We start from the raw sequence: 22422 nt of genomic DNA, 5'->3' as shown, positions 1-22422 counted from the left end.
TTACTTTTAAATACTCATGATTGAAAACTATAGAAAACCGAGGTGTCCCATGCTAGAAATCAAACTGATCGATCAAGAACACCAAGCTGATATCCGCTTGAAAAACGAACCCTTCTCCTTATGGGGGAAAATGCTGCCGTCTTATAATGAGGGCAACTGGCAGTACACGATCTGTAAATTTGCACCTGAAGACATTCAGACGATGCGTTTCCCAGATGAAAATTATTGCTATGATGAAATGAGCCGAAACAGTCTGTTTATCGGTGCTTATGATGATGGAAAATGCATCGGCTTAGCGATCGTTCAAGACGCTTTTTTCAAGTATCTGTACCTCTATGACTTAAAGGTCAACACAGACTACCGCAAGCAAGGAATCGGTCAACTGTTGATCCAACAGGCACTGAAAGCGGCCCTTGCCAAAGACTATCGCGGCATCTATACACAAGCGCAGGACAACAATCCTTCTGCCTGTCTGTTTTACTTGCGAGCAGGCTTTCGTATCGGAGGCCTGGATACGGAGGTGTACAAAGGAACCAATCAGGAAGGCAAAAGTGACATTTTGTTTTATTTGGATGCAGCGGAAACGGCTGTCAAAAAATAGCTGAAAAAAGAAAAAAATTCCTCCTGCCAGATGGTACACTTAAGGCAACAATGTTTTAGAAGGTGAGGAAGAAGAATGTACGTAGGATTTGATATTGGCGGAACAAGTATTAAATATGGTGTTTTGGATGAAACCGGAGCGATCCTTGAAAAATCTGCGATCCCCACTAGCTATGAGCCAGCCCAGTTTTATCAGGATCTACTCACGATCATCGAAGATGCCCAGAGCCGCCACACGATTGATGGCATTGGGATCAGCGCCCCCGGGATCGTTCAAAAAGACGGCTTTATGTTAACGGCTGGAGCCATCAAATCGTTATATGGTGAAAATTTTAAAGCAGTCTTGGAAGCGCGTACAGGATTGCCGGTGGCGGTGGAAAATGATGCCAATGCAGCAGCGATTGCTGAAAAATGGATCGGGAATGCGCAAGAGGTAGCCAACTATTTGTGTCTTGTCCTAGGCACTGGTGTAGGCGGTGGGATCGTAATCAATAATCAAGTCTACCGAGGTGCTCATGGCATGGCTGGTGAATTTGGCTGGATGGTGATCGATCAGCTGCCAGAAGAAGGCAATATCGAGGAAAGTTCCATCAATAAAAAAACTGCCGTCGTGGGCGGCTTGATTCGCCTCTACAATTTAGCCGGGGCAGCAGTTCCTGGCTTTGAACCCACCCAAGACGCCAAAGAGATTTTTGACCGCGCGCAGCAAGGCGAAGCATTGGCGTTGAAGCTGACGGACCAATTTCTAACGGATTTGTCTGTAGGGTTGATCAATTTGATTAGCTGTTTTGACCCAGAATTGGTATTGATCGGCGGCGGCATCAGTGCCAATCCTTATTTCTGGGAACGCCTGCAGGCTCGCTTGACGATCACGGAAACACGGCATGAAGCGATTAATTATTTGCGCGGACAAACCATCGCGCCTGTTCGTCCAGCGAAACTAAAAAACGATGCCGGCTTGATCGGCGCAGTCTATCAGATCCACCAACAGCTGCACCGTTAAAAGTTCGGATATGCTATACTGGTGTAAATTGATTATCTAGGACAGCGAGGAACCAGCATGGCGCTTTTTGAACAATTAAACTTGAACAAGCTCTCTGCGGTAGAACAAGAAATCTACCGTTTTATCGTCAATCACTTAGAAAAGATCCCGTATATGCGTGTGCGCGACATTGCCGATGATGCTCATGTCTCTTCGACTTCGGTCTTTCGTTTTATTCAAAAAGTCGGCTTTCAGTCGTTTCCAGAATTTCGCTTCTATATCAAAAATCATTTAGAAAAAGCCCATTTTGACGCGCATCCTGAACACTTAGGTTTAGAAGCGCGCATCAAAGGCTTGAATATGCAGATCTTCCACCCTGATGCGGAATACCAAATACGAAAACTTGCCGAAGCGATGCGGGATGCCGATTTGATCTTATTTATGGGGATGGGGGCATCCGGTGCGATCGCGCAATACGTTGCCCGCAAGCTAGCCAGTCTCGGTTACTTTAGTATCAGCATTGATGAGCTGACCTACCCAATCAAAAGCTTTTTGCGAAAAGATCAAAAAAATGTTTTGGTTTTTCTGAGTGTCTCTGGTGAAACCAAAGAACTGATCGAAGTCATTACCGGTTTAGACAATCAAGCGATCGTGCAGAAATACTGCATTACCCCTAATCGGGAAAGTACGTTGGCACGCCTGTGCGATTATTCGATCGAGTATGCGATCAAAGAGGAACGCAAAGACATCTTTCTTGATTTGACTAGTCAATTGCCTTCAGTAGCGATTTTAGAAACACTGATCGGCTATTTACAAGATTATCGTTCCAACCCTTGATGGTTCAGTTTACTGAACCATCTTTTTTTGTAACACTGTGTTCCGGATGCGGAATTTTTTTCATTTCTTGAGAGATATGTACGGAATCCGTATCCGCTTACTTTTAGCCGCTTTCATTCGCTATAATGATGGCATCAATTAAGGAAAGGTGTTATTATTATGCAAAAATTCAATGACCTGTTAGACCGCTCGTTGGTACCAATCGCAACAAAGTTGAACAATCAACGCCACGTAGCAGCGATCCGGGATGCATTCATGCTGATTTTCCCACTGACCATCGCTTCTTCTCTCGTTATTTTGGTCAACAATATTTTATTTTCCAATGAAAGTTTCATCGTGCAATTATTTCAACTGAATCGGCTTTTTCCTAATCTGGAAAGCGCCCAGCAAGTTCTAGCTTCCGTGGCGAACGGGACCATCAACATCATGAGTTTATTCATTGCGTTTCTTGTTGCCCAACTTTTAGCCAAGCATTTCCAAGCAGATGCTACGCTAGTTGGTTTGACAAGTGTCGCTGCCTTTATGATCTTGTACCCGACCTCCTTTGCAGTAGATGATGTCAATGTGATCTCCACACAATATTTAGGCGCCCAAGGGTTGTTTGTAGCTATGATCGTGGCTTGTTTGGTCGGTGAATTCTTACCGAAGCTTTTCAAGGTCAAACGATTGCAGATCAAAATGCCTGAAATGGTACCACCAGCTGTTTCCCGTTCCTTTTCTGGCATGATTCCGATCGTGATCATCGTGGCAGTCACTGCTTTGATCAATTTCTTAGTTTTGATGATCGCACCAGAAGGCATCAATGAACTGATATATAATGGGATCCAAAGTCCATTACGGGATCTGGGGGGCAATGTCGTCGGTGTCTTGATCTTGGCGTTCTTGCAAACTACGTTGTTTGCGATCGGGATCCATGGACCAAACACATTAAATGCGGTTCGTTCAGCGATTTTTACCGAACAGGACCTAGCTAACCTAGACTTTATCAACCAAGGCGGCTCCTTGTGGGACGTTCCTTACAAAGAAACCTGGGGCGTTTTAAATGACATGTTCGCAAATATGGGCGGAACTGGTATGACATTGGGCTTGATCATTGCGATCTTCATCGCTTCAAAACGTCCAGAACAACGTGAGATCGCTAAGATGTCCTTAGTTCCAGGAATTTTCCAAATCAATGAACCGATGATCTTCGGTCTACCGATCGTCTTGAATCCAATCATGATCATTCCGTTTATTTTGACACCAATGGTCAATATTTTGGTGGGTTATTTTGTCACTGTTGTCTGGCCGATCATGCCGACCCCAGCGATTGGGGTACCATGGACGACCCCAGGAATCATTAATCTCTTTTTAGGAACTGGAGGAAATGCGATCGCTGCGGTTGTCGGTGTCGTTTGTCTTGCGATTTCGGTCTTGATCTATTTGCCTTTCGTGATCGCCTCTAACCGTTCCCAGAAAGTAGAATTATAAGCAAACGAATGAGTCGAGGAGGAATGAAATTTATGTCCGCAAAAATGCCGAAAGATTTTTTATGGGGCGGCGCGATCGCTGCCCATCAAGCGGAAGGCGCTTGGAATGTTGCTGGCCGTGGAATGAGTACCGCCGATGTCATGACGGCCGGTGGCAACGGTATTCCCCGTAAAATCACCAAAGGAGTCATTGAAGGGGAATATTACCCGAACCATGAAGCCATTGACTTTTATCACCGTTACAAAGAAGATATCCAGTTATTCAAAGAACTGGGCTTGAAATGTCTACGGACATCGATTTCTTGGAGCCGGATCTATCCAACTGGAACAGAAGAAGAACCAAATGAAGCCGGTCTCCAATACTACGATGATCTTTTCGACGAATTGCAGGCAAATGGCATCGAACCCGTCATCACTTTGTCTCACTTTGAAATGCCTTATGCCCTCTATGAAGAATTTGGTGGGTTTGCTAACAAAGAAGTGATTCCCCTCTTTGTCAAATTCGCTAAGACTGTTTTTCAACGGTATCATGACAAAGTGACGTATTGGATGACTTTCAATGAGATCAATAATCAAGCAGATGGGCAAGAGCCGCTGCACGTTTGGACCAATTCTGCCATGATCATCGAGGATGACAGTCAAAAAGAAGCACTCGTCTTTCAAGCGGGCGTCAATGAGTTGATTGCCAGCGCGGCAGCCGTGATCGAAGGCAAAAAAATCAATCCAGAGTTTCAGATTGGTTGTATGATGGCCTATGTCCCGGTCTACCCCTACTCTTGTGCGCCAGCTGATTTGATGGCATCCGTCAAAGCCAATGAACGGCGCTATTTTTACAGCGACGTCCACGTACGAGGCAAGATCCCAACCTATGTGCAAAAATATTGGGCAAAAAAAGGCATCACGATTGAGATTACGCCCGAGGAACAAGCGCTATTAAAAGCAGGAACCGTTGACTATATTGGGTTCAGCTATTACATGTCAGGAACGATCTCAACCCTTGATGAAGTGGCTGGCACACCAACTGAGGATATCCCGGGAGCAAAAATCGTGAGTAATCCTTATATCAGTGCTTCTGATTGGGGCTGGCCTATCGATCCAGTCGGGTTGCGCTATGTGTTAAATACGATCTATCAACGCTATGACTTGCCGCTATTTATCGTAGAAAATGGCTTTGGTGCTTACGATCAATTAACCGATGAACAGCAAGTCCATGATGACTACCGCATCACTTACCTGAAAGAGCATATCGAACAGATGGAAAAAGCGGTGGTTGAAGATGGTGTACCGCTATTAGGTTATACGCCTTGGGGGATCATTGATATCGTCAGCTTCGGCAGCGGCGAAATGGAGAAACGCTATGGCATGATCTATGTCGACAAAGACAATACCGGCAAAGGAACCTTGAATCGTTTGAAAAAAGATTCCTTTGCGTGGTACCAGCAAGTAATCGCCTCTAATGGTGAAACGCTCTAATTACTGCTTCCATGACTAACACAAAAACCGCCCCCTCGTTTCGCCATCCTCCTTTTTACATTAGGAGCCTGGCAACGAGGGGGCGGTTTTCTTATTAAAGAGGTGCGCCATTGCGAGGATGCTTTTCTTATCATCACTAAACACTACCTCGATGCTGTGGTACACTATAGCTATTCATTTACTTTTACGTTAAGGAGGAACTGCATGAAGCCGATATTTCGTCCGATCCAATCTCAAGATGATGCGCCATTAGCTGCTATCATTCGCAAAAGCTTGACCGACCACCAGTTGGCGGTTCCAGGAACTGCCTATTTTGATCCCGAGTTAGACCACTTAAGTGAATTTTATGCAGCAGATCCTGCTAGCCGCCATTATTTTGTCGTCACCGATGAATCGGGTACCCTTTTAGGCGGCGGTGGTCTTGCCGCTTATGATTCAGAAGGGCAAATCGCCGAGCTGCAAAAATTTTATCTTAGTGATGCCGCCAAAGGGCAGCGTCTCAGCTATCCCCTGCTGGCGAAGATCGAGGCCAAAGCTTTTGAACTAGGCTATCGGCAACTCTATTTAGAATCCCATCATTCTTTAGAAGCTGCCTTGCATGTCTATCAAAAAGCCGGCTATCGCGCATTGTCCCAGCCACTATTGGCGGCACAGCATACCACGATGGATCGCTTTTATGTGAAAACACTCGTTGAAGAAAACGAATAGAACAGCAGCCATTCCTTGATCGCTAGGAATGGCTGCTTTTCCGTTATCCTTGTCCATAATAAGCATGTTCGCCATGCTTGCGGAAATAATGTTTATCCAGCAAATAATCAGCGATCGGTGTTCGCTCTAAGGTCAAAGCTTCGGTACCTAGTGCCATTTCTGCAACCTCTTCTAAAACAATACTATTGCTGACCGCTTGTTCCGCAGATTGCCCCCAAGTAAAGGGACCGTGTCCCGCTGTGAGGACAGCTGGGCATGCAAGCGGATCTAATCCCCGCTTTTCAAACGTCTCGACAATGACTTTGCCGGTTTCTTTTTCATAGTCTGCCGTTACCTCAGAGGCCCGTAATGGTCGTGTACAAGGGACACTACCATAAAAAGTATCCGCATGCGTCGTTCCATATGCAGGAATGTCTCGCTGTGCTTGCGCCCATTTTACCGCATTTGTCGAATGCGTATGGACGATCGCCTTGACGCCTTCGAAGTGCTTATACAATAGCGCATGGGTTTTGATATCCGAGGAAGGCTTCAACGTCTTCGCCTCTTTCGGTGTTCCCGTTAAGTCGCAAACCACCATTGAATCAACCGTCATCGTCTGATAATCAACACCGCTTGGTTTAATGACGATGATCCCTAAATCTCGATCAATCTCACTGACATTTCCCCAAGTCAGCTTTACTAGCCCTTCCTCAGGCAGTCTCTTATTGGCTTGATAAACTCGCTCTTTCATCAATTGAAGCTGATTGATCAAGGTAACCGACCTCCTTTAGTTTTGGTAATAAAAACGCTTTGGCTTGTTCGATCTCCCCAATCGGGTCAGCGCTCGTCTCACTCCACATCTCGATGACAAAAGAACCGTTATAATTCAACCGCTTCAGCGTGCGTAAGCAGCCATCAAAATCAACACACCCAGTGCCAAACGGTACTTCTTTAAACTTTCCTCGAAACTTATCTGAGACCGCCAATGTATCTTTCAAATGAATCTGGGTAATCTCGCAAATGCCTTTTTCTAATTCATAACCGACATCATTTTCTGGCCAGGCCGACAGGTTCCCGACATCTGGATAGACTTGTAGATAGGGCGAAGGGATCTGCTCCTTGATCCGTAAATACTTTGAGATAGAATTCAGAAACGGATCATCCATGATCTCTAGTGACAAAACGACCCCCTTTTCAGACGCCCTGGCGACGGCTTCTTTTAGATTGGCAATGAACCATTCTCGGCTACAAAGACTTTTTTCCTCATAATACACATCGTATCCGGCTAATTGGATGCAGCGAATACCCAAATCTGAAGCCAAGTCGATGGCTTTTTCCATCAGATGCATCGCGTGCTTGCGCTTTTTTTCATCGATCGAACCAAAGGGAAACCGCCGATGTCCACTGAGACATAAAGACAAGATTTTGATCCCCGAGGCATAGATTGCCTCGACGATCTCTTTGCGTTGCTCTTGGTCCCACTCTAAGCGTGCCAAGCGTTCATCGGATTCATCGATGGACATTTCAATGAAGTCGAAACCTCGGTCTTTGACAAACTGCAATCGTTCCGGCCAAGAAAGGGCTTTGGGTGTTGCTTTTTCATATAGACCGATCAAACTCATAGAAAACTACCCCCAAATCCGTAAAATCTCTTGCTTGAAATCAACTGCTGCTTGTTGCGGATCGTCAGCGGCAGTGATGCCTCGTCCTGTGATAAAGGTATACACATCAATGCCGGCAAACAGAGCCAACGTCTCGACGCTCAATCCTCCCGTGACGGACACTCGAAACCCCATATCGATCAATTTACGGACTTTCGTTAAATCTTTTTCTCCCCATGTTTCACCAGCTAACAATGCGTCACGACTTTGATGATAGATGGCTTGTGAGATGCCGGCATCTAGCCACTGCTGTGCTTGCTGGTAGGTCCAGTCACCATATAATTCTACTTGGATCTCAGCAATTTCTTTTGCTGCTGCCTTCATTGTTGGGATCGTTGCTGCACAAATCACGGTCATATAATCCGCGCCAGCTTGCTGGCAGTTTTTGGCGACCGTCCCACCGGCATCGGCACATTTTGTGTCTGCTACGATCAACTTCTCCGGATACATTGCTCGGAAACAGCGTAATACCTGTTCTCCTTCTTGCAACAATAAAATAGTCCCTGCTTCAATAATATCAACCACATCGCCGACTTTTTTGATATCTGCCAGTGCACTAGCTAAATCGGAGTGATCGCAAGCAATCTGTAGTTTTGGTCTGCTCATGAAATTCCCCTCTCTTTTGTTTGACCAACCTTTTTGTTTTGCCACATCCTGTTACGCTGACTACTCCTTTGAAAGACCCGCTTCTCTGACCCGCTCAATGATTTCTTTTGGAGACATCACATTTCTGACCCCGATCACTGTTACGCCCTTTTCTTTTGCTTTATCGAACATATTGACAAAGTTCATTGGCGTAAAGACCACATCGTAATTCTTGGCGGTGCTTTTGCCTTCAGAAATCGCGCAGTGGTGGATAGAGGTGATTGTGATCCCTTCAGACTTCAAAGCTTTTTCAACACTCCGCATCATCATCAAACTTGTTCCTGATCCATTTGCACAAGATACTAATACTCTCATCTTTTTTCCTCCTAAGAATTCATTATTTTTGTTTTTCTACATACGCATCGTAATCATCTACGATCAAGAAATACCCTTCTGGATCTCTGCGGTACTGCAATTGTGGAATCACTAATAAGATCACCACCACAAGAACCACACCAATGATGCCTAAGAATTTCATCAATACTGTAAAGAATGGCCAGACGGTCGCCCAGTCGAACATACCAAGATAGCCGCCATATTGGGACAATCCTACCCAAGTAGCGATCAAGGCCGAACCACCGATCTGAATGATGCCTGATAAGAATGGGAAAAGACAAGCCGCCTTGATACCTCCACGGTTGTTGGCAAAAACGGCAATCGCTGCATTATCAAAGAACAGTGGGATAAACCCGGCAATCACGATCGTTGGTGACCGGAACAAAATCAGTAAAGCAATCATTAAAAATTGTCCTAATGCACCGAATAAAAAGCCCACCGTCACAGCATTTGGTGAACCAAAGGCAAAGGTTGCGGCGATATCGATCCCCGGAACAGCACCTGGTAAAATCGTATTTGAGATTCCTTGAAATGACTCGGTCAATTCGGAAACGAAGGTGCGCACACCTAATTGAAGAATTGCTAAGTAGACGGCAAACATCAGTGATGTTTGTAAAATATAAAATAAGAAACTTTGTCCTTCTGCCATAAATCCTGCTGTTATTAAATAATCTTGTCCAAGTGTCACTAAAATGATACCGAAGAAAAAGAGCATCAGGATCGAAGTCGATACCATATTTTCATTGAAGACCGATAAAAAACCCGGTAGTTCGACATCTTCTAATTTCCGGTTGGATTTGTTCTTTTTGAACCGTTCCGCAAGTCTCGCAAAGAAATAAACACCAAACATCTGTTGATGGGCAATCGCAAAACCAGCACCTTCCGTCAAATCTTGACAGATGCCCACGGTCAAATTGGAACCAACCGCCCAATAGCAGCCTAAGATCAAGCCCATGACAAGTAAGACTTCGATCCGACCCAAGTCTGGAAAACAAAATAGCAGCAACCAAAAGGCCGTTGCGGCTTGCTGTACTTGCACATTTCCAGTAGTGAAGACGGCCCGCAGCTTCGTATATTTTTTAAAGCGAACGAGTAAGATATTAAAAACAAAGGCAATCAATAATAAGAGCATCGTGTCACCAAAGGTGCGTCCGAATCGTTCTTCAATGCCGGCGGTGATCGCATTTTGACCAAAATACGGGTCAGTGACCATCGCATCTAATTCAAAACGCTCCTTAAGCCCCACCAAGATCGGACGGAAATTATTGACCAATCCACCAGAGCCAATCGTCAAAATCAAGTAACCAACGGTGGCTTTTAAGAAACCTGCGACACATTCAACAAACGGCCGTTTCAATAGTAAGTAACCGATCAGTACAATAAAACCGATCAAAAAAGCTGGCTGCATCAAAATATTCTGAGCAAAGTAATCCCAGCATCTCAATAAGAAATCTCCTACCACTTCCATCTAATCCCTGCTTTCTTTTTGGTCATATTTCTCCATCACCATTTCAAAATCTGCCATCGTTTTTACACCTAATAGATCTTCTACCAGCCCCTCTTCCATCAACATCTCTGATAAACCAGCGATATTGTTCATATGTGCTTCAGCGTTTTTGGCAGCGAGCATAAAGAACAACTGCGCCTCCTTGTCCGGATTATCTTCCTGAAACGAGACGGGCGCTGGAAAAATCGTCAGCCCGATCCCTGTTCCTAAGACGCCTTTGCTTTCTGCTGAAGAATGGGGCATGGCTACTTTGGGAATGATCACAATATAAGGACCGTATTGATGGACATCCCGAATGACATCTTCAATGTACTGATCCGTAATCAACGCCTTTTGCTTTAATCCTTCGCCACTCGCCCAGATAGCAGCTTCCCAGTCTTCGGGCTGTTCATGGTTGATTGCAACCAACTCATTTTCATAAAAATAACGCAGCATTACGTTTGCTCCTTTCAAATTTGGCTTTTGCAGCATCCCCCCTTCTTTTATAAGAAAGAAGGGAATGGCGTATCATTGTCGACCGAAAAAACATCTTTGAAGCCACGATAGAAATTAAATTCAAGATCATCTTTATTCGTTGGGTAGGTGAATTTGCCGCCAACTTGCCAAATATACGGTTTAAACTCATAGTTCAAACGATCTTTTTTAAACTTCCAAATCTCGGTGATCTCTTTTGGATCAGCCATAAAATTGGACCAGATATCATAATGTACGGGAATCACCACTTTGGCATTGAGGGATTCGGCCATCCGCAACATATCGACTGATGTAACTTTGTCGGTGATGCCCCGCGGGTTTTCGCCATATGCACCTAAGCAAACATCGATCTTGTACTGATTCCCATGTTTAGCAAATACATTCGAATAATGAGAATCTCCTGCATGATAAATCGCCCCACCGGAAGTCTCAAACAAGTAATTGACTGCGATACGATCCATGTCCTGTGGCATTTTTCCTTTCAAGCTGGTATCCGGATCTTCACAAGTAATCAGAGCGGTTCGATCGAATGCTTCTAAAGCGACGATTTTCACCTGCCCAATAGTCACTTCATCCCCCGGTTTGACCACGATGGTTTTTTCTTCTGGTATTCCCCATTTCAACCAAGTTGCAACGACTTCATGGGGACCGACGAATTTTGCTTCTGGACAATTTTGATGGACTGCGGCTGCGGTATTGATGTCTAAATGATCGGAATGGATGTGGGTCACCACTAACGCATCCACTCCTTTGATTGCAAATGGATCGATCACAAAGGGCTGCGTCCGTAGGTTAGGCTGCATTTCTTGTACACCACTCATTCGCATCATTTGATGGCCTTTTTTCATTTGCCCATTCCCATGACTGCGCTTGCCAGTGCCACACCAAAGGTCGCATAAAATATTGGTTCCTTCCGCACTCTTCAGCCAAATACCCGTACAGCCTAGCCACCACATGGAAACTGTGCCTTCTTTCACAAGCTCATTTTCAATCTCTTCGTTCAAATAGGTCCCCCATTCTGGAAACGTATTTAAAAGCCAACTCTCTTTCGAAACATCATTTACATGTGCCATTCTTATTCCTCCCTTGCTTATTTACACTTTGATTCTAACATATAGAAAAACGCTTTCAATCTAGTTTTATGTTAATTTAGCTTATTATATGTTAATTAACCCATAAATAAATGTGATTATTTAATATATATGGTAATGTATAGGGGATATGTTAAAATGAGTTCGAAAGAAGAAACAACAAACACATCGTTGCTTCTCAACAAGTGGTGTGGGATCATCACTTGAACTTGCGAGAAGGAGGCGAGAAGGTTTTTGCTATGCAAAGGCAATCGCAATCTGGATAAACGATGAAAGACAAGAATAGAATAAAGCGCATGTAAGGAGGAAGTATCGTGAAACGTTCCAATGAAGAAGTGAGGCAAAGGAGAAAACAATTGATCGATCTGATAAAAACATCTGGTTTTTCTGATGTGAAGACCCTCAGTCATCAGTTGGGAGTATCAGAGATGACGATCCGCAGAGACTGTACCGTACTGAGTGAGATGGGTCAGATCAAACAAACCCACGGAAAAATCGAATACTGTGAAGCTTATGAAGATGAAGCGCATCCCACCGACTCGATCGAGTACATCAAAGATCGACTAGCCAAAGAAGCGGCTCGCCAAGTAAAAGATGGCGATACCCTTTTCGTCAATACGAGTACTAGCGCCGCTCAAACGTTGCGCCATCTAACGGACAAACGAATCAGTTTGTTGACGAACAATACAAGTGTGATCCAAATGGAACACCATCCAAAATCAACGATCGTTTTAAGTGGCGGCGAAATACGCTATCCTAAAGCGGCCTTGTCAGGGGATATCGCCGTGGAGTCGTTTTCTCATGTTCGTTCTGATGTTACGATCATTGGTTGTAGTGGGTTAGATTTACAGACCGGCATTTCCACTTCAGTGATCCACGAAGCCAAAGTCAATGCGAAAATCATCGAAAATTCTGGCAAGTTGATCGTTATCGCGGATTATCGAAAAATCGGTAAGCAATCCAATTTTACGATTGGCGCAATTGCGGCTATCGATCTGCTGATCACCGACCATTATTCTGATCCCAAAGTCATCGACTTGATTGAGCAACAAGGTGTTCAAGTCATCCAAGTTCCCGTCTAACCATCTTTGTCGCTAAAAAAAGCCCGACAGTTGATCTGAAAAGCCACGCCTTGCTGCCTCTTCCAACAGAAACAGCAAAGCGTGCCCTTCGATCAACCGTCGTGGCTTTTTTCGTTAAACAATCGTACGCTTCAAACGTGCTTTATGGGATGTGCCTCGTGTGAATTAGAGCCGCAGCAACCAAATCAACGCAACAGCACCCACGGTTTGGACGGCTCCAACGGAAAGACCATAGAATAAAAAGCGCGGTCCTTCTTTTAAAAACTTGCGGAAATCCAGGCGCAAACCGATGGCTGCCAACGCCGTTGTTTCAAACCACGTACTGATAAAATGAGCCCCCTCATTCAACCAGCTAGGCAGCGGCAAGAAGCTGTTCAAGATACAGATGGTCAAGAAGCCCAACACATACCAAGGGATCGGCAGCCGTAGCTTACCTTTACCTTTGTTTTTGGTGGGGGTCTTTGTCGTCATTCGTTCAAAAACAATGACGACGACTGCCAACATGATGATGCGCGCGATTTTAAAGAGCATCGCGTATTTGACGGTGTCGGCATCAATCAAACTAGCCCCCGCCACGACTTGCCCGACGGATTGCAGTGTGCCGCCAAGTAAGGCGCTTTTTTGCAATAGATCATCGCCGTATAAGGCCAAGCCTAAAAACGGCAGCGTCAGCATCATCACCGTTCCTAAAAGATTGACCAAGGTGATGATCTGCCCTTTTTCTTCATCATCGGCATCAATGGCTGGTGCGATCGCCGCAATCGCAGAGGACCCACAGACAGCATTGCCGCCTGCCATCATCAGGCTCATCTTTTGATTAAAGCCCATTTTTTTCCCTATCAAATAAGCAGCGGTAATGACCAAGCTCATCATCAGCAAAATAAAGAGAAAGCCCCGAAGACCCATTTCACTGATAGTCTGGAAAGTGACGGTAAAGCCCAGCAAAACCACCGAATATTCTAGGAGACGACTTTCCGCAACCTTCGTCCCGACTTGATAGCGTTCTTGCTTGAACAGTGTATTTCCTAAAATGATTCCTAATAAAATAGCAAGGGTTGCTCCCCCTAATTTTGGTACAGCCAAAGCCATGATTCGGGCGATGACGGCTACCGAAAAGGACAGGAACAAACCGGGAAGTATCAAAGCTGTTTGTCGTTGCTTCATTGCTTTCATCCTTTCATATAACATCCATTATACATAGATTGACCGATCAGTAGGATTTATTGGTATAATAGTTATGATTGAATTTTCTAATGGAAGGGATTGCAATGTTAAAATTATTGGAGACTTTTAAGATGGTCTATGAAACGAAAAATTTTTCGAAAGCTGCCGAATTGCTATTTATTTCGCAGCCCACGGTTTCTGCTCAAATCAAGCAGTTGGAACAAGACCTGGATACACCGCTCTTTTTACGCAATGGTCGCAAAAACGTGATCGCCACACCCCAAGCAGAGTACCTTTACGAAAAGGCACTGAATTTATTGGATGAGTGGTCGACGATCACCAGCGAGATCCATACCAACACGCAGCACCAAAGCCACTGTGCCCTAGGCATCTCTCATACCTATGCGATGGCCTTGATGCCTAACTTGATGATTGCTTTATACAACGCCTTTCCCACGGTGCGTTTTCGGGTATCGATGATGAACTCCGCTGAAGTCTTAACAGCGCTTGAACAACATCAACTGGATTTAGGGATCATTGAAAAACCCTTATCCGCACCGAGTATTTTGCGTTTTCCGATTTTGAAAGATCAGCTCGTCTTAGCTGGCGATCCCCAAACCGGTCCTTGGCTCGTCCGAGAAGCGAGTTCTGGTGTCTACTATTACACTAAGCGCTATCTGGAGGAACAGAACATTCAAGGACCGATCATTGAGATCGCCAGCAATGAATTGATTGTCGCTTTGCTGAAACAAGGCTTCGGCTGTTCGATCCTTTCCAAGCGAGCCGCCCACGGCATTGGCTATCAACTGCTGGATAAAAACTTTGAGCGCCAATTTTACTTAATCCAGCGCAAAGTAGTCACAGAACCAGCCATCGAGGGATTGCGGACCTTCATTCAGGAGTGGTCGCAAAACGATCCCTCACAGGTGGCAAGCGTATAATAACAAACTGATTTTTTGGGGGAACCACCGCCTCGTGGGATTTCTTAACCTTTTCTTACGATTACGCTTCCTCGCTGCCGATCTGGTCCGATTGATTGTTTCTTAAGAAATTTGTGCTAAAATGAGGAGTACTGGCTATGGGCTCTAACGTTCCCCTTTTTGAGGGAAACTTAGACCGCCCTTTGACTACTTATGCAGTTCGTGAAGCAAACCAGTAAGAAAGGATCTTGAAATGAACGAACAAATCAAGAACAAATTAGCGCTGCTTCCTGATCAACCTGGTTGTTATTTAATGAAAGATAAAAATAACAAAATCATCTATGTTGGGAAAGCCAAAATTTTAAAAAATCGTGTCCGTTCGTATTTTACCGGCAGCCACGATACGAAAACCGAACGGCTCGTTCAAGAAATCAATGATTTTGAGTACGTCGTTACCGAATCAAATACGGAAGCTTTATTGCTGGAAATCAATTTGATTCAAAAAAACAAACCAAAATACAATATCATGTTAAAGGACGACAAGTCGTATCCTTTTATTAAAGTGACCAAAGAGCGCTATCCGCGTTTGATCATCACTCGTAAAGTTTTAAAAGACGGGGCTTTATATTTTGGCCCTTATCCTGATGCACGAGCAGCCAATGAAACCAAACGGGTGCTAGATCGCCTCTTTCCTTTACGAAAATGCGGTCCTTCTCAAAAGCGCCCTTGTCTTTATTATCATTTGGGTCAATGCGTCTGTCCTTATGTCAATAATGTAGACCCCAAGGATTATCAAAAGATCGTGGATCAAGTCAAACACTTTTTCCACGGCGGTCACGTCGATATTTTGAAAGATCTGAAAGAGAAGATGGGCGAAGCCATTGAAACATTAGAGTTTGAGCGAGCGGCTGAGCTGCGGGATCAGATCCAAGCGATCGATACCGTCATGACGCGACAAAAAATGACCCTGACCGACCTGATGGACCGTGATGTCTTTGGCTACAGTGTCGACAAAGGCTGGATGTGTGTCCAAGTCTTCTTTATCCGTCAAGGAAAGCTGATCGAACGAGAAGTCTCTTTGTTTCCTTTCTACAATGAAGCGGATGAAGATTTCTTGACCTTCGTCGGCCAGTTTTACCAAAAGAATGAACACTTCATTCCCAAAGAAGTCTTTGTTCCGCAAAATGTCGATGCTGCCCCATTAGAAGCGCTGTTGGAAACCAAAGTCCTGCAGCCCCAACGAGGCGACAAAAAGAAATTGGTCGATTTGGCCAATAAAAATGCCCGCATTGCCTTGGCCCAAAAATTTGCGTTGATCGAGCGTACTGAAGAACGGACGATCGGTGCAGTGGATCGTCTAGGCGATGCCATGGGGATCGCGACACCTTATCGGATTGAAGCCTTCGATAACTCCCACATCATGGGGACCGATCCGGTTTCTGCAATGGTGGTTTTTGTCGACGGGAAGCCGTTTAAAGATGATTATCGGAAATATAAGATTCGTACCGCACAAGGCGGCGACGATTATGGCTCTATGCAAGAAGTCATCTACCGCCGATACTCTCGTGTCCTAAAAGAAAACCTGCCTTTTCCTGATCTGATCATCATCGATGGTGGGAAAGCCCAAGTCGGTGCCGCCCAAGAAGTGCTGCATAACCAGCTAGGTTTAGATATTCCCGTTGCCGGGTTAGTGAAGAACAACAAACACAAAACCAGCGAGTTGATTTTCGGAGAATTTTTAGATCCGATCCAGCTGGAACGCAATTCTGTAGAATTCTTTTTGCTGCAACGGATCCAAGATGAGGTCCATCGTTTTGCGATCACCTTCCATCGCCAACTGCGCAGTAAAAACAGCTTTTCTTCCAAGCTAGATGAAATTCCTGGCTTAGGACCAAAACGCAAGCAACAGCTCATGAAAACCTTCAAGTCGTTAAAAAACATCCAAGCAGCTTCCGTGGAAGAGATCCAGCAAGCTGGTATTCCCAAAGCCGTTGCGGAAACTATCTTAGCCAAACTAGGCGATCAAAACCAACCCACTTCTTAAGTCAAAACAAAAACGCTCCATAGCCAACAGTAGCTATGAAGCGTTTTTTCGTTGAAGAACCATTTTGTAAGCCGTTACTTTTTGCGGTGCTGTAACAGATCAGGCTTCATGTCTAACATGGAATAGCCACGAACATCATACCGATTGCGGCTGCAGGAATAGTCCACTGGACGTCCCGATTCTAAATAGATGATCTGTTCTAATTCCAATACTGGATCATCTGCTTGGCACGCTAAATAGGTTTGATCGTATTCATCACTTTTGGCAGCCTGAAAAGTCCGATAAGCACCAGCAAATTTGTAGCCTAAATCTTGCAACAGATAGTCATAGACGGATTCTTCCAAGATCTCTTTCGTCAAACCGCTGACCAGATCCAACGGCATATAGGAATGCTCGAGTATGTAGGGATTGCCTTCTAAGATCCGCAAACGGATCACATGGTAGATTGGTTGTTCGGCAGTGATCTGAAGCATCTCTTGAATTCTTGTTGTAGGAAAACAGACTTCAAAGGTGATGACTTGGCTAGTCAACGTCCGTTTTTCTTGTTTCATCTGATAGCTCAGGCCTTTGTATTCTGTCACCGATGAGGTATCTTTGCCCCAAAAGGAATGATTCAAAACTTTGGTCCCTAAGCCGCGCTTTGTCAGCAGCAAGCCTTCCATAATCAGGATATTCACCGCATTTTTAATCGTCATTCGGCTGACGCCAAACTCTTCCACTAACTCTGTTTGATAAGGTAAAAGACTGTCTTTCGGATAAGTTCCGTCCTTGATTCTTTTACGCAGAACATCTGCGATCTCCATATATTTGGGCATTTTGCCACCTCCAAAACGTGTGTTGTATTGATTGAAAAACGAGAAAAGAACCGGCCAAACGAAAAGAGTGTCATCACACCACTGCACCTTCCAATGAAGCAGTGTGATAAAGGGGTATTGCACTCTGATCGCGGCCGGATAAGGTCTATTACGTTTGGCGCTTGTTTCTAATCGACTCGATCAGACATTACGCATTTTTTAAACGGCGTGTTTCTTGAATTTGCGCCATTTTCACGAACGGCAAGTAGATAACGATCGACAAGATCAAGTTAACAGCTGCCAAGATTCCGCCAGCAATACTTTGTGTCGACAAAATACCGCCGATGATTGGTGGCGTCGTCCATGGTGCGATGACGGTACTTGCAGGAACTAAGCCAGTTGCAGTTGCAAAATAAGCAGTCGTGACTAAAACAAGTGGTGTCAACACATATGGGATGAACAAGATTGGGTTCAAGACAACGGGTAACCCAAACATCACTGGTTCATTGATCATGAACACACCTGGTGCAACGGATAGTTTTGCGACAGTCATATATGCTTTATGATGACGAGCAACTAAGAAGATCGCAATCAAAAGACCTAGTGTCGCACCTGTTCCGCCGATGTTCACGAAAGAATCAAAGAATGGTTTGTTCACGATATAAGGCAAATCTGTGCCTGCTTCTAATGCTCGTGCGTTTGCTTCGATCGCTGGCACATTGATCGTTTGCATGAATGGATCGATGATGTTGGCACCATGTAAACCAAAGAACCATAAGAATGCAGAGATAAAACCTAATAGCAAAGCAGCTGGGTAAGAGTTTGCCAAGCCCATGAATGGTTGTTGCACTAATTCATAGAAGGACAATACGATACTTGTCACACCAAATGCTTGGAAAATTGCTGTAAACAAAGCAAAGATCGATACGGTGATCATTGCTGGGAATAACGCAGCAAATGAACGTGATACTGCTGGTGGTACGCCATCAGGCATGTTGATGACTAAGCGTGGGTTGCCAGCTAGACGACGGAAGATCTCAGTAGAAATGATTGATACGATTAATGCTAAAAATAATCCTTGAGAACCAAGTCCGGCAGCTGTTAACAAACCATCTGGGCCTGTCGCCATTGCACCTAATGCGAAGAAACTTGCAACTGAGATCGCCCCAGCACCTAATGCGTCTTGATTGTAGCTTTTAGCTAAATTATACGCTACTGTGAAAGCGATTAACAGACCAAGTATTGAAAAAGTACCTGCTGACAAGTTGTTCCCAAAGGCTTGCCATGTCCCTTCACCAAAAATGCCATTCATAAAATCAATATAGGCAGGAATTGGTAAGTTGTTGATCAATACCCCAAAAGAGCCTAAGATCATCAACGGCATCGTTACGATAAATCCGTCACGAATGGCCACTAGATGTCTTTGAGAGCCTATTTTAGAAGCGATCGGAATAAAGTGCTTCTCCATAAATCCAATAAATTTATCCATTGTTTTTTCTCCTTTCAAACCCTAAACAAAATAATGAAACCGATTTCTACTAAAGAATACCACGAGAACGTTTCCATGTCTAGTCTTTTCTTTATCAAAACCGTGCTTTTGTTTAACCCAGCTTATCATTTGCAAAAACAGGTGGTTTTTTAATAGAGAATGCCCTTCGGAACAAGACAGAAAAATCCGCGATTTTACACAAAAAAAGCAATGCTGATCCCTACAGCATTGCTTTTTCCATTGTTATTAAAAGCCGTTATTATCTGAAACTTCTTTAAACCAACGACCTGATTTTTTCACCGTTCGTTTAGCATCATTTGCTAAGTCACCGGAGATAAATCCGTAACGGTTCTTGTAAGCATTGGTCCAGGACCAGTTGTCCATGCAGGTCCACATATGGTAGCCAACACAATTGGTTCCTTCTTGGATCGCTTGGTGGACATACTTCAAGTGGTCAGAGACAAACTCGATGCGGTAATCATCTTCGATCACGCCATCAGCATTGACGAAACGTTCTTCTCCTTCGACACCCATGCCATTTTCAGAAATGTAGCACTTGATATTGCCATAGTTTTCTCGCGTGTTTGTCAAAATATCATAGATCCCTTTTTCATAGATTTCCCATCCACGATACGGGTTCATTTTCTTGTTTGGCATATCATAGTTATCAAAGTAATCATCTGGCATTGGACTTTTCGCTTGATCGATCGGCGATTCTTTCTTCATGATACGACGAGGTTGGTAATAATTGATCCCCAACAAGTCGATCGTATTTTCGCGAATTGTTTGTAAATCATCAGCTTCCATCGCTGGTACCATATCTAATTCCTTGACGATGGTCACTAATTCTTCTGGGAACGTGCCTTTGACCGCAGGGTCTAAGAAAGAGCGATTAAAGAAGGCATCTGCGATTTGCGCTGCTTTGACATCCTCTGGATCGTTCTCATCTCTTGGATAGCTTGGCGTCAAATTCAAAATAATGCCGATCTCCCCACCAAGGTTCATCTCATGGTAGACTTTGATGGCTTTAGCACTCGCCAACGTTTCGTGGAACCCAACTTGGACTGCATGTTTCATGTTGATCTCATTCGGATAATGGAATTGGTAAAGATAGCCGCCTTCAACAGGGACGATCGGTTCATTATGAGTGAACCATTTCTTGACACGATCACCAAATAACGTAAAGCAGGTTTGCGCAAACGCGACATAGGCATCCACGGTCTCTCGGTTCAACCAGCCGCCTTTTTCTTGCAGCGCCATTGGCATATCGAAGTGGTATAAATTCATGAAAGGTTCGATCCCGTTGGCGATCAACTCATCAATGTAGGCATTGTAAAAATCAACGGCTTTTTGATTGACTTCTCCTTTGCCTTGCGGGAAGAGACGACTCCATTGGATCGACGTCCGAAACGTCGTATGGCCGGTTTCTTTCATGAGTTGAATATCTTCTTGATAGCGTGTGTAGACTTGCGAGGTTTTTTCAGGACCTACCCCATTGAAAAATTTCTCTGGTTCTTGCTGATACCAGTAATCCCAGATGCTTGCCCCTTTGCCATCGCCTTCAAATACACCTTCTGTTTGTGGGCCACTAGCGGCTGACCCCCACCAAAAGCCTGCTGGAAATTGATAATCCATCTTCATTCACTCCTCATTTTTTCTTTGCTGCCCTAATCATAAAGGAAGCAGTTACAAAAATCAATCTTTTTTAAAATAAATGTATAGACATTTAAAATAAAACATGATACATTATCGATGTAATCGATTGCAAAAAGAAATTTAAGGAGTGAACTAATAATGAATGGTTTTATGGACAAGTTATCTGAAAAGATTTTGCCCTTGGCGAATGCCTTAGGACAAAATCGCTATCTGACCGTCTTGCGGGACGCATTTATGCTTTCGTTCCCAATCACTATGTTTGGATCGATCGTGGTCGTTTTAAACAACCTGCCCTTCTTCAGTGATGCCACTAAAGGAACATTAGGAACGCTGTTTGGCAATGGGCAAAATGCAACAATGAGTATCATGACTGTTTTCGTTACTTTCGGTATCGGCTATTATTTATCAAAATCATATGATGTGGAAGGGATTTTTGGCGGCGCCGTTTCTTTTGCCAGCTTTTTGATCTTAACTCCTTTCTTTATGACTACTGAATCTGGCGAAACGATCTCCGGCGTGCTGTCTCTTGATCGTCTTGGCGCAAAAGGGATGTTTATCGGGATGATCGCAGCATTTTTAGCAGCTGAAATCTATTGCCGCATCACAAAACGCGGCTGGCAGATCAAAATGCCTGATGGGGTGCCACCAGCAGTTTCTAAATCTTTTGCCGCTTTGATTCCAGCAATTATCACCTTAACGGTATTTTTAGTGATCAATGCCATCATGACGGGTGTCTTCAATGCCAACTTGCATGACTTGGTTTATGAATTGATCCAAAAACCATTGACTGGACTAGGCAGCAGCTTGCCAGCAACTCTATTGGCTTTGTTCTTTGTCCAATTCCTTTGGTTCTTCGGTCTACATGGTCAAATCATCGTCAACTCTGTGATGGACCCGATTTGGAATACATTAATGTTAGACAACTTAGAAGCGTATCAAAATGGGGATGCACTGCCGCATATCGTCACAAAACCATTTATGGAAACCTTCACCGTTGGATTAGGCGGTTCTGGTATGACGTTAGCCGTTGTTATCTTGATGGCTTTTGTATTGAAGAAAAAACAATACCGCGATGTTGGTCGTTTGGCTTTAGCACCAGGGATCTTTAACGTCAACGAACCAGCAATCTTCGGTATGCCGATCGTCTTGAATGCGACGATCCTGATTCCTTGGGTCGTGGCACCTCTTGTGGTAACGACCTTCAACTACTTAGTGATGGCGGCTGGACTTGTTCCTGCACCAACTGGTGTTTCTGTTCCTTGGACCGTTCCAGTGGTATTCAGTGGTGTCTTAGCAACCAACTCTTGGTTAGGTGGTTTGCTGCAAGTCATTGACGTGGTGATCGTCGGCTTAATCTGGTATCCATTCTTACGTGTTTTAGATCGTCAAGCAGAACCATCGATCGATTAAGCGCAACGGCTGGCTGAATTTTTTCAGTCAGCCGTTCTTTTTATAAAAAAACCAAGGTTTGATTGTCGAAACCGCTTTTTTCAGCTATACTTCTTGCGAGG

21 protein-coding genes are annotated in these 22422 nt (G+C 44.4%); 10 read left to right on the top strand and 11 right to left on the bottom strand.

Features of this window, described 5'->3' with window-relative positions; genetic code table 11:
- Positions 1 to 49: 49 nt before the first annotated feature.
- The 6 genes from IGI86_RS00865 (at position 50) to IGI86_RS00840 (ending at position 6069) form a co-directional block, all read left to right on the top strand.
- Entirely contained in the window at positions 50 to 601 is a 552-nt protein-coding gene (locus tag IGI86_RS00865) for a GNAT family N-acetyltransferase (protein WP_005232691.1), read from the top strand.
- 75 nt (positions 602 to 676) lie between these two features.
- Positions 677 to 1603 (top strand): ROK family protein, encoded by a 927-nt coding sequence (locus tag IGI86_RS00860; protein WP_139959963.1) that lies wholly within the window; start codon positions 677 to 679, stop codon positions 1601 to 1603.
- A 57-nt stretch (positions 1604 to 1660) separates the two neighbouring features.
- Complete coding sequence (locus IGI86_RS00855) at positions 1661 to 2419, top strand: MurR/RpiR family transcriptional regulator (protein ID WP_005232695.1); 759 nt, start codon at positions 1661 to 1663, stop codon at positions 2417 to 2419.
- Positions 2420 to 2578: 159 nt separating this feature from the next.
- Positions 2579 to 3889, top strand: a complete 1311-nt coding sequence (locus IGI86_RS00850; protein ID WP_008376519.1) for a PTS sugar transporter subunit IIC — start codon at positions 2579 to 2581, stop codon at positions 3887 to 3889.
- Positions 3890 to 3921: 32 nt separating this feature from the next.
- Positions 3922 to 5361 (top strand): 6-phospho-beta-glucosidase, encoded by a 1440-nt coding sequence (locus IGI86_RS00845; RefSeq protein WP_008376521.1) that lies wholly within the window; start codon positions 3922 to 3924, stop codon positions 5359 to 5361.
- Between the two features lie 204 nt (positions 5362 to 5565).
- Entirely contained in the window at positions 5566 to 6069 is a 504-nt protein-coding gene (locus tag IGI86_RS00840; protein ID WP_061053577.1) for a GNAT family N-acetyltransferase, read from the top strand.
- A 43-nt stretch (positions 6070 to 6112) separates the two neighbouring features.
- On the opposite strand, the gene araD is transcribed toward IGI86_RS00840, so the two are convergent.
- Genes araD through ulaG form a run of 7 tightly spaced genes read right to left on the bottom strand, consistent with a single transcriptional unit; the run spans position 6113 to position 11744 of the window.
- Positions 6113 to 6799 (bottom strand): L-ribulose-5-phosphate 4-epimerase AraD, encoded by a 687-nt coding sequence (araD, locus tag IGI86_RS00835; protein ID WP_016619555.1) that lies wholly within the window; start codon positions 6797 to 6799, stop codon positions 6113 to 6115.
- Complete coding sequence (locus tag IGI86_RS00830) at positions 6771 to 7670, bottom strand: L-ribulose-5-phosphate 3-epimerase (protein ID WP_077453080.1); 900 nt, start codon at positions 7668 to 7670, stop codon at positions 6771 to 6773. Before IGI86_RS00830 ends, araD begins: the two co-directional genes overlap by 29 nt.
- Before the next feature lie 6 nt (positions 7671 to 7676).
- Positions 7677 to 8315: a 3-keto-L-gulonate-6-phosphate decarboxylase UlaD gene (locus tag IGI86_RS00825; RefSeq protein WP_034872090.1), complete on the bottom strand. Its 639-nt coding sequence runs from the start codon at positions 8313 to 8315 to the stop codon at positions 7677 to 7679.
- Between the two features lie 60 nt (positions 8316 to 8375).
- A complete protein-coding gene (locus tag IGI86_RS00820) occupies positions 8376 to 8669 on the bottom strand; it encodes a PTS sugar transporter subunit IIB (RefSeq protein WP_008376531.1) in 294 nt (97 codons plus the stop codon).
- 22 nt (positions 8670 to 8691) lie between these two features.
- Positions 8692 to 10158 (bottom strand): PTS ascorbate transporter subunit IIC, encoded by a 1467-nt coding sequence (locus tag IGI86_RS00815; RefSeq protein ID WP_016611581.1) that lies wholly within the window; start codon positions 10156 to 10158, stop codon positions 8692 to 8694.
- On the bottom strand, positions 10159 to 10632 hold the full coding sequence (locus tag IGI86_RS00810; RefSeq protein ID WP_005232715.1) for a PTS sugar transporter subunit IIA: 474 nt from the start codon (positions 10630 to 10632) through the stop codon (positions 10159 to 10161). It abuts the gene before it with no gap.
- Between the two features lie 47 nt (positions 10633 to 10679).
- Positions 10680 to 11744, bottom strand: a complete 1065-nt coding sequence (gene ulaG, locus IGI86_RS00805; protein WP_005232716.1) for an L-ascorbate 6-phosphate lactonase — start codon at positions 11742 to 11744, stop codon at positions 10680 to 10682.
- A 332-nt stretch (positions 11745 to 12076) separates the two neighbouring features.
- On the opposite strand from ulaG, the gene IGI86_RS00800 reads away from it, so the two are divergent.
- On the top strand, positions 12077 to 12844 hold the full coding sequence (locus IGI86_RS00800; RefSeq protein ID WP_005232717.1) for a DeoR/GlpR family DNA-binding transcription regulator: 768 nt from the start codon (positions 12077 to 12079) through the stop codon (positions 12842 to 12844).
- A 165-nt stretch (positions 12845 to 13009) separates the two neighbouring features.
- Here IGI86_RS00800 and IGI86_RS00795 read toward each other — a convergent pair whose 3' ends face one another.
- The gene (locus IGI86_RS00795) at positions 13010 to 14032 is read right to left on the bottom strand and encodes a YeiH family protein (protein ID WP_422705494.1); all 1023 of its coding nucleotides are present in this window, start codon (positions 14030 to 14032) and stop codon (positions 13010 to 13012) included.
- A gap of 65 nt (positions 14033 to 14097) precedes the next feature.
- On the opposite strand from IGI86_RS00795, the gene IGI86_RS00790 reads away from it, so the two are divergent.
- Together IGI86_RS00790 and uvrC are read left to right on the top strand one after the other, a co-directional pair.
- Positions 14098 to 14949 carry a LysR family transcriptional regulator gene (locus tag IGI86_RS00790; RefSeq protein WP_016619552.1) on the top strand — a complete coding sequence of 284 codons (852 nt, stop codon included), beginning with the start codon at positions 14098 to 14100 and terminating at the stop codon, positions 14947 to 14949.
- A 232-nt stretch (positions 14950 to 15181) separates the two neighbouring features.
- Complete coding sequence (uvrC, locus tag IGI86_RS00785; RefSeq protein ID WP_060791643.1) at positions 15182 to 16972, top strand: excinuclease ABC subunit UvrC; 1791 nt, start codon at positions 15182 to 15184, stop codon at positions 16970 to 16972.
- Positions 16973 to 17046: 74 nt separating this feature from the next.
- Here the strand turns inward: uvrC and IGI86_RS00780 are convergent, their stop codons facing one another.
- The 3 genes from IGI86_RS00780 to IGI86_RS00770 all read right to left on the bottom strand — a co-directional run bounded on the left by IGI86_RS00780 (position 17047) and on the right by IGI86_RS00770 (position 20890).
- Positions 17047 to 17787 (bottom strand): GntR family transcriptional regulator, encoded by a 741-nt coding sequence (locus IGI86_RS00780; RefSeq protein ID WP_008376546.1) that lies wholly within the window; start codon positions 17785 to 17787, stop codon positions 17047 to 17049.
- A 187-nt stretch (positions 17788 to 17974) separates the two neighbouring features.
- Positions 17975 to 19255: a PTS sugar transporter subunit IIC gene (locus IGI86_RS00775; RefSeq protein ID WP_005232725.1), complete on the bottom strand. Its 1281-nt coding sequence runs from the start codon at positions 19253 to 19255 to the stop codon at positions 17975 to 17977.
- A 246-nt stretch (positions 19256 to 19501) separates the two neighbouring features.
- Positions 19502 to 20890 carry a glycoside hydrolase family 1 protein gene (locus IGI86_RS00770; protein ID WP_430617649.1) on the bottom strand — a complete coding sequence of 463 codons (1389 nt, stop codon included), beginning with the start codon at positions 20888 to 20890 and terminating at the stop codon, positions 19502 to 19504.
- A 159-nt stretch (positions 20891 to 21049) separates the two neighbouring features.
- Between IGI86_RS00770 and celB the strand changes: the two genes are divergently transcribed.
- Positions 21050 to 22321 carry a PTS cellobiose transporter subunit IIC gene (celB, locus tag IGI86_RS00765; protein WP_005226670.1) on the top strand — a complete coding sequence of 424 codons (1272 nt, stop codon included), beginning with the start codon at positions 21050 to 21052 and terminating at the stop codon, positions 22319 to 22321.
- The last annotated feature ends 101 nt before the right edge of the window (positions 22322 to 22422 follow it).

This window comes from Enterococcus sp. AZ188, assembly GCF_050544075.1.
GTDB lineage: Bacteria > Bacillota > Bacilli > Lactobacillales > Enterococcaceae > Enterococcus_D > Enterococcus_D entomosocium.
This window is presented reverse-complemented; position numbering and strand designations above follow the sequence as displayed.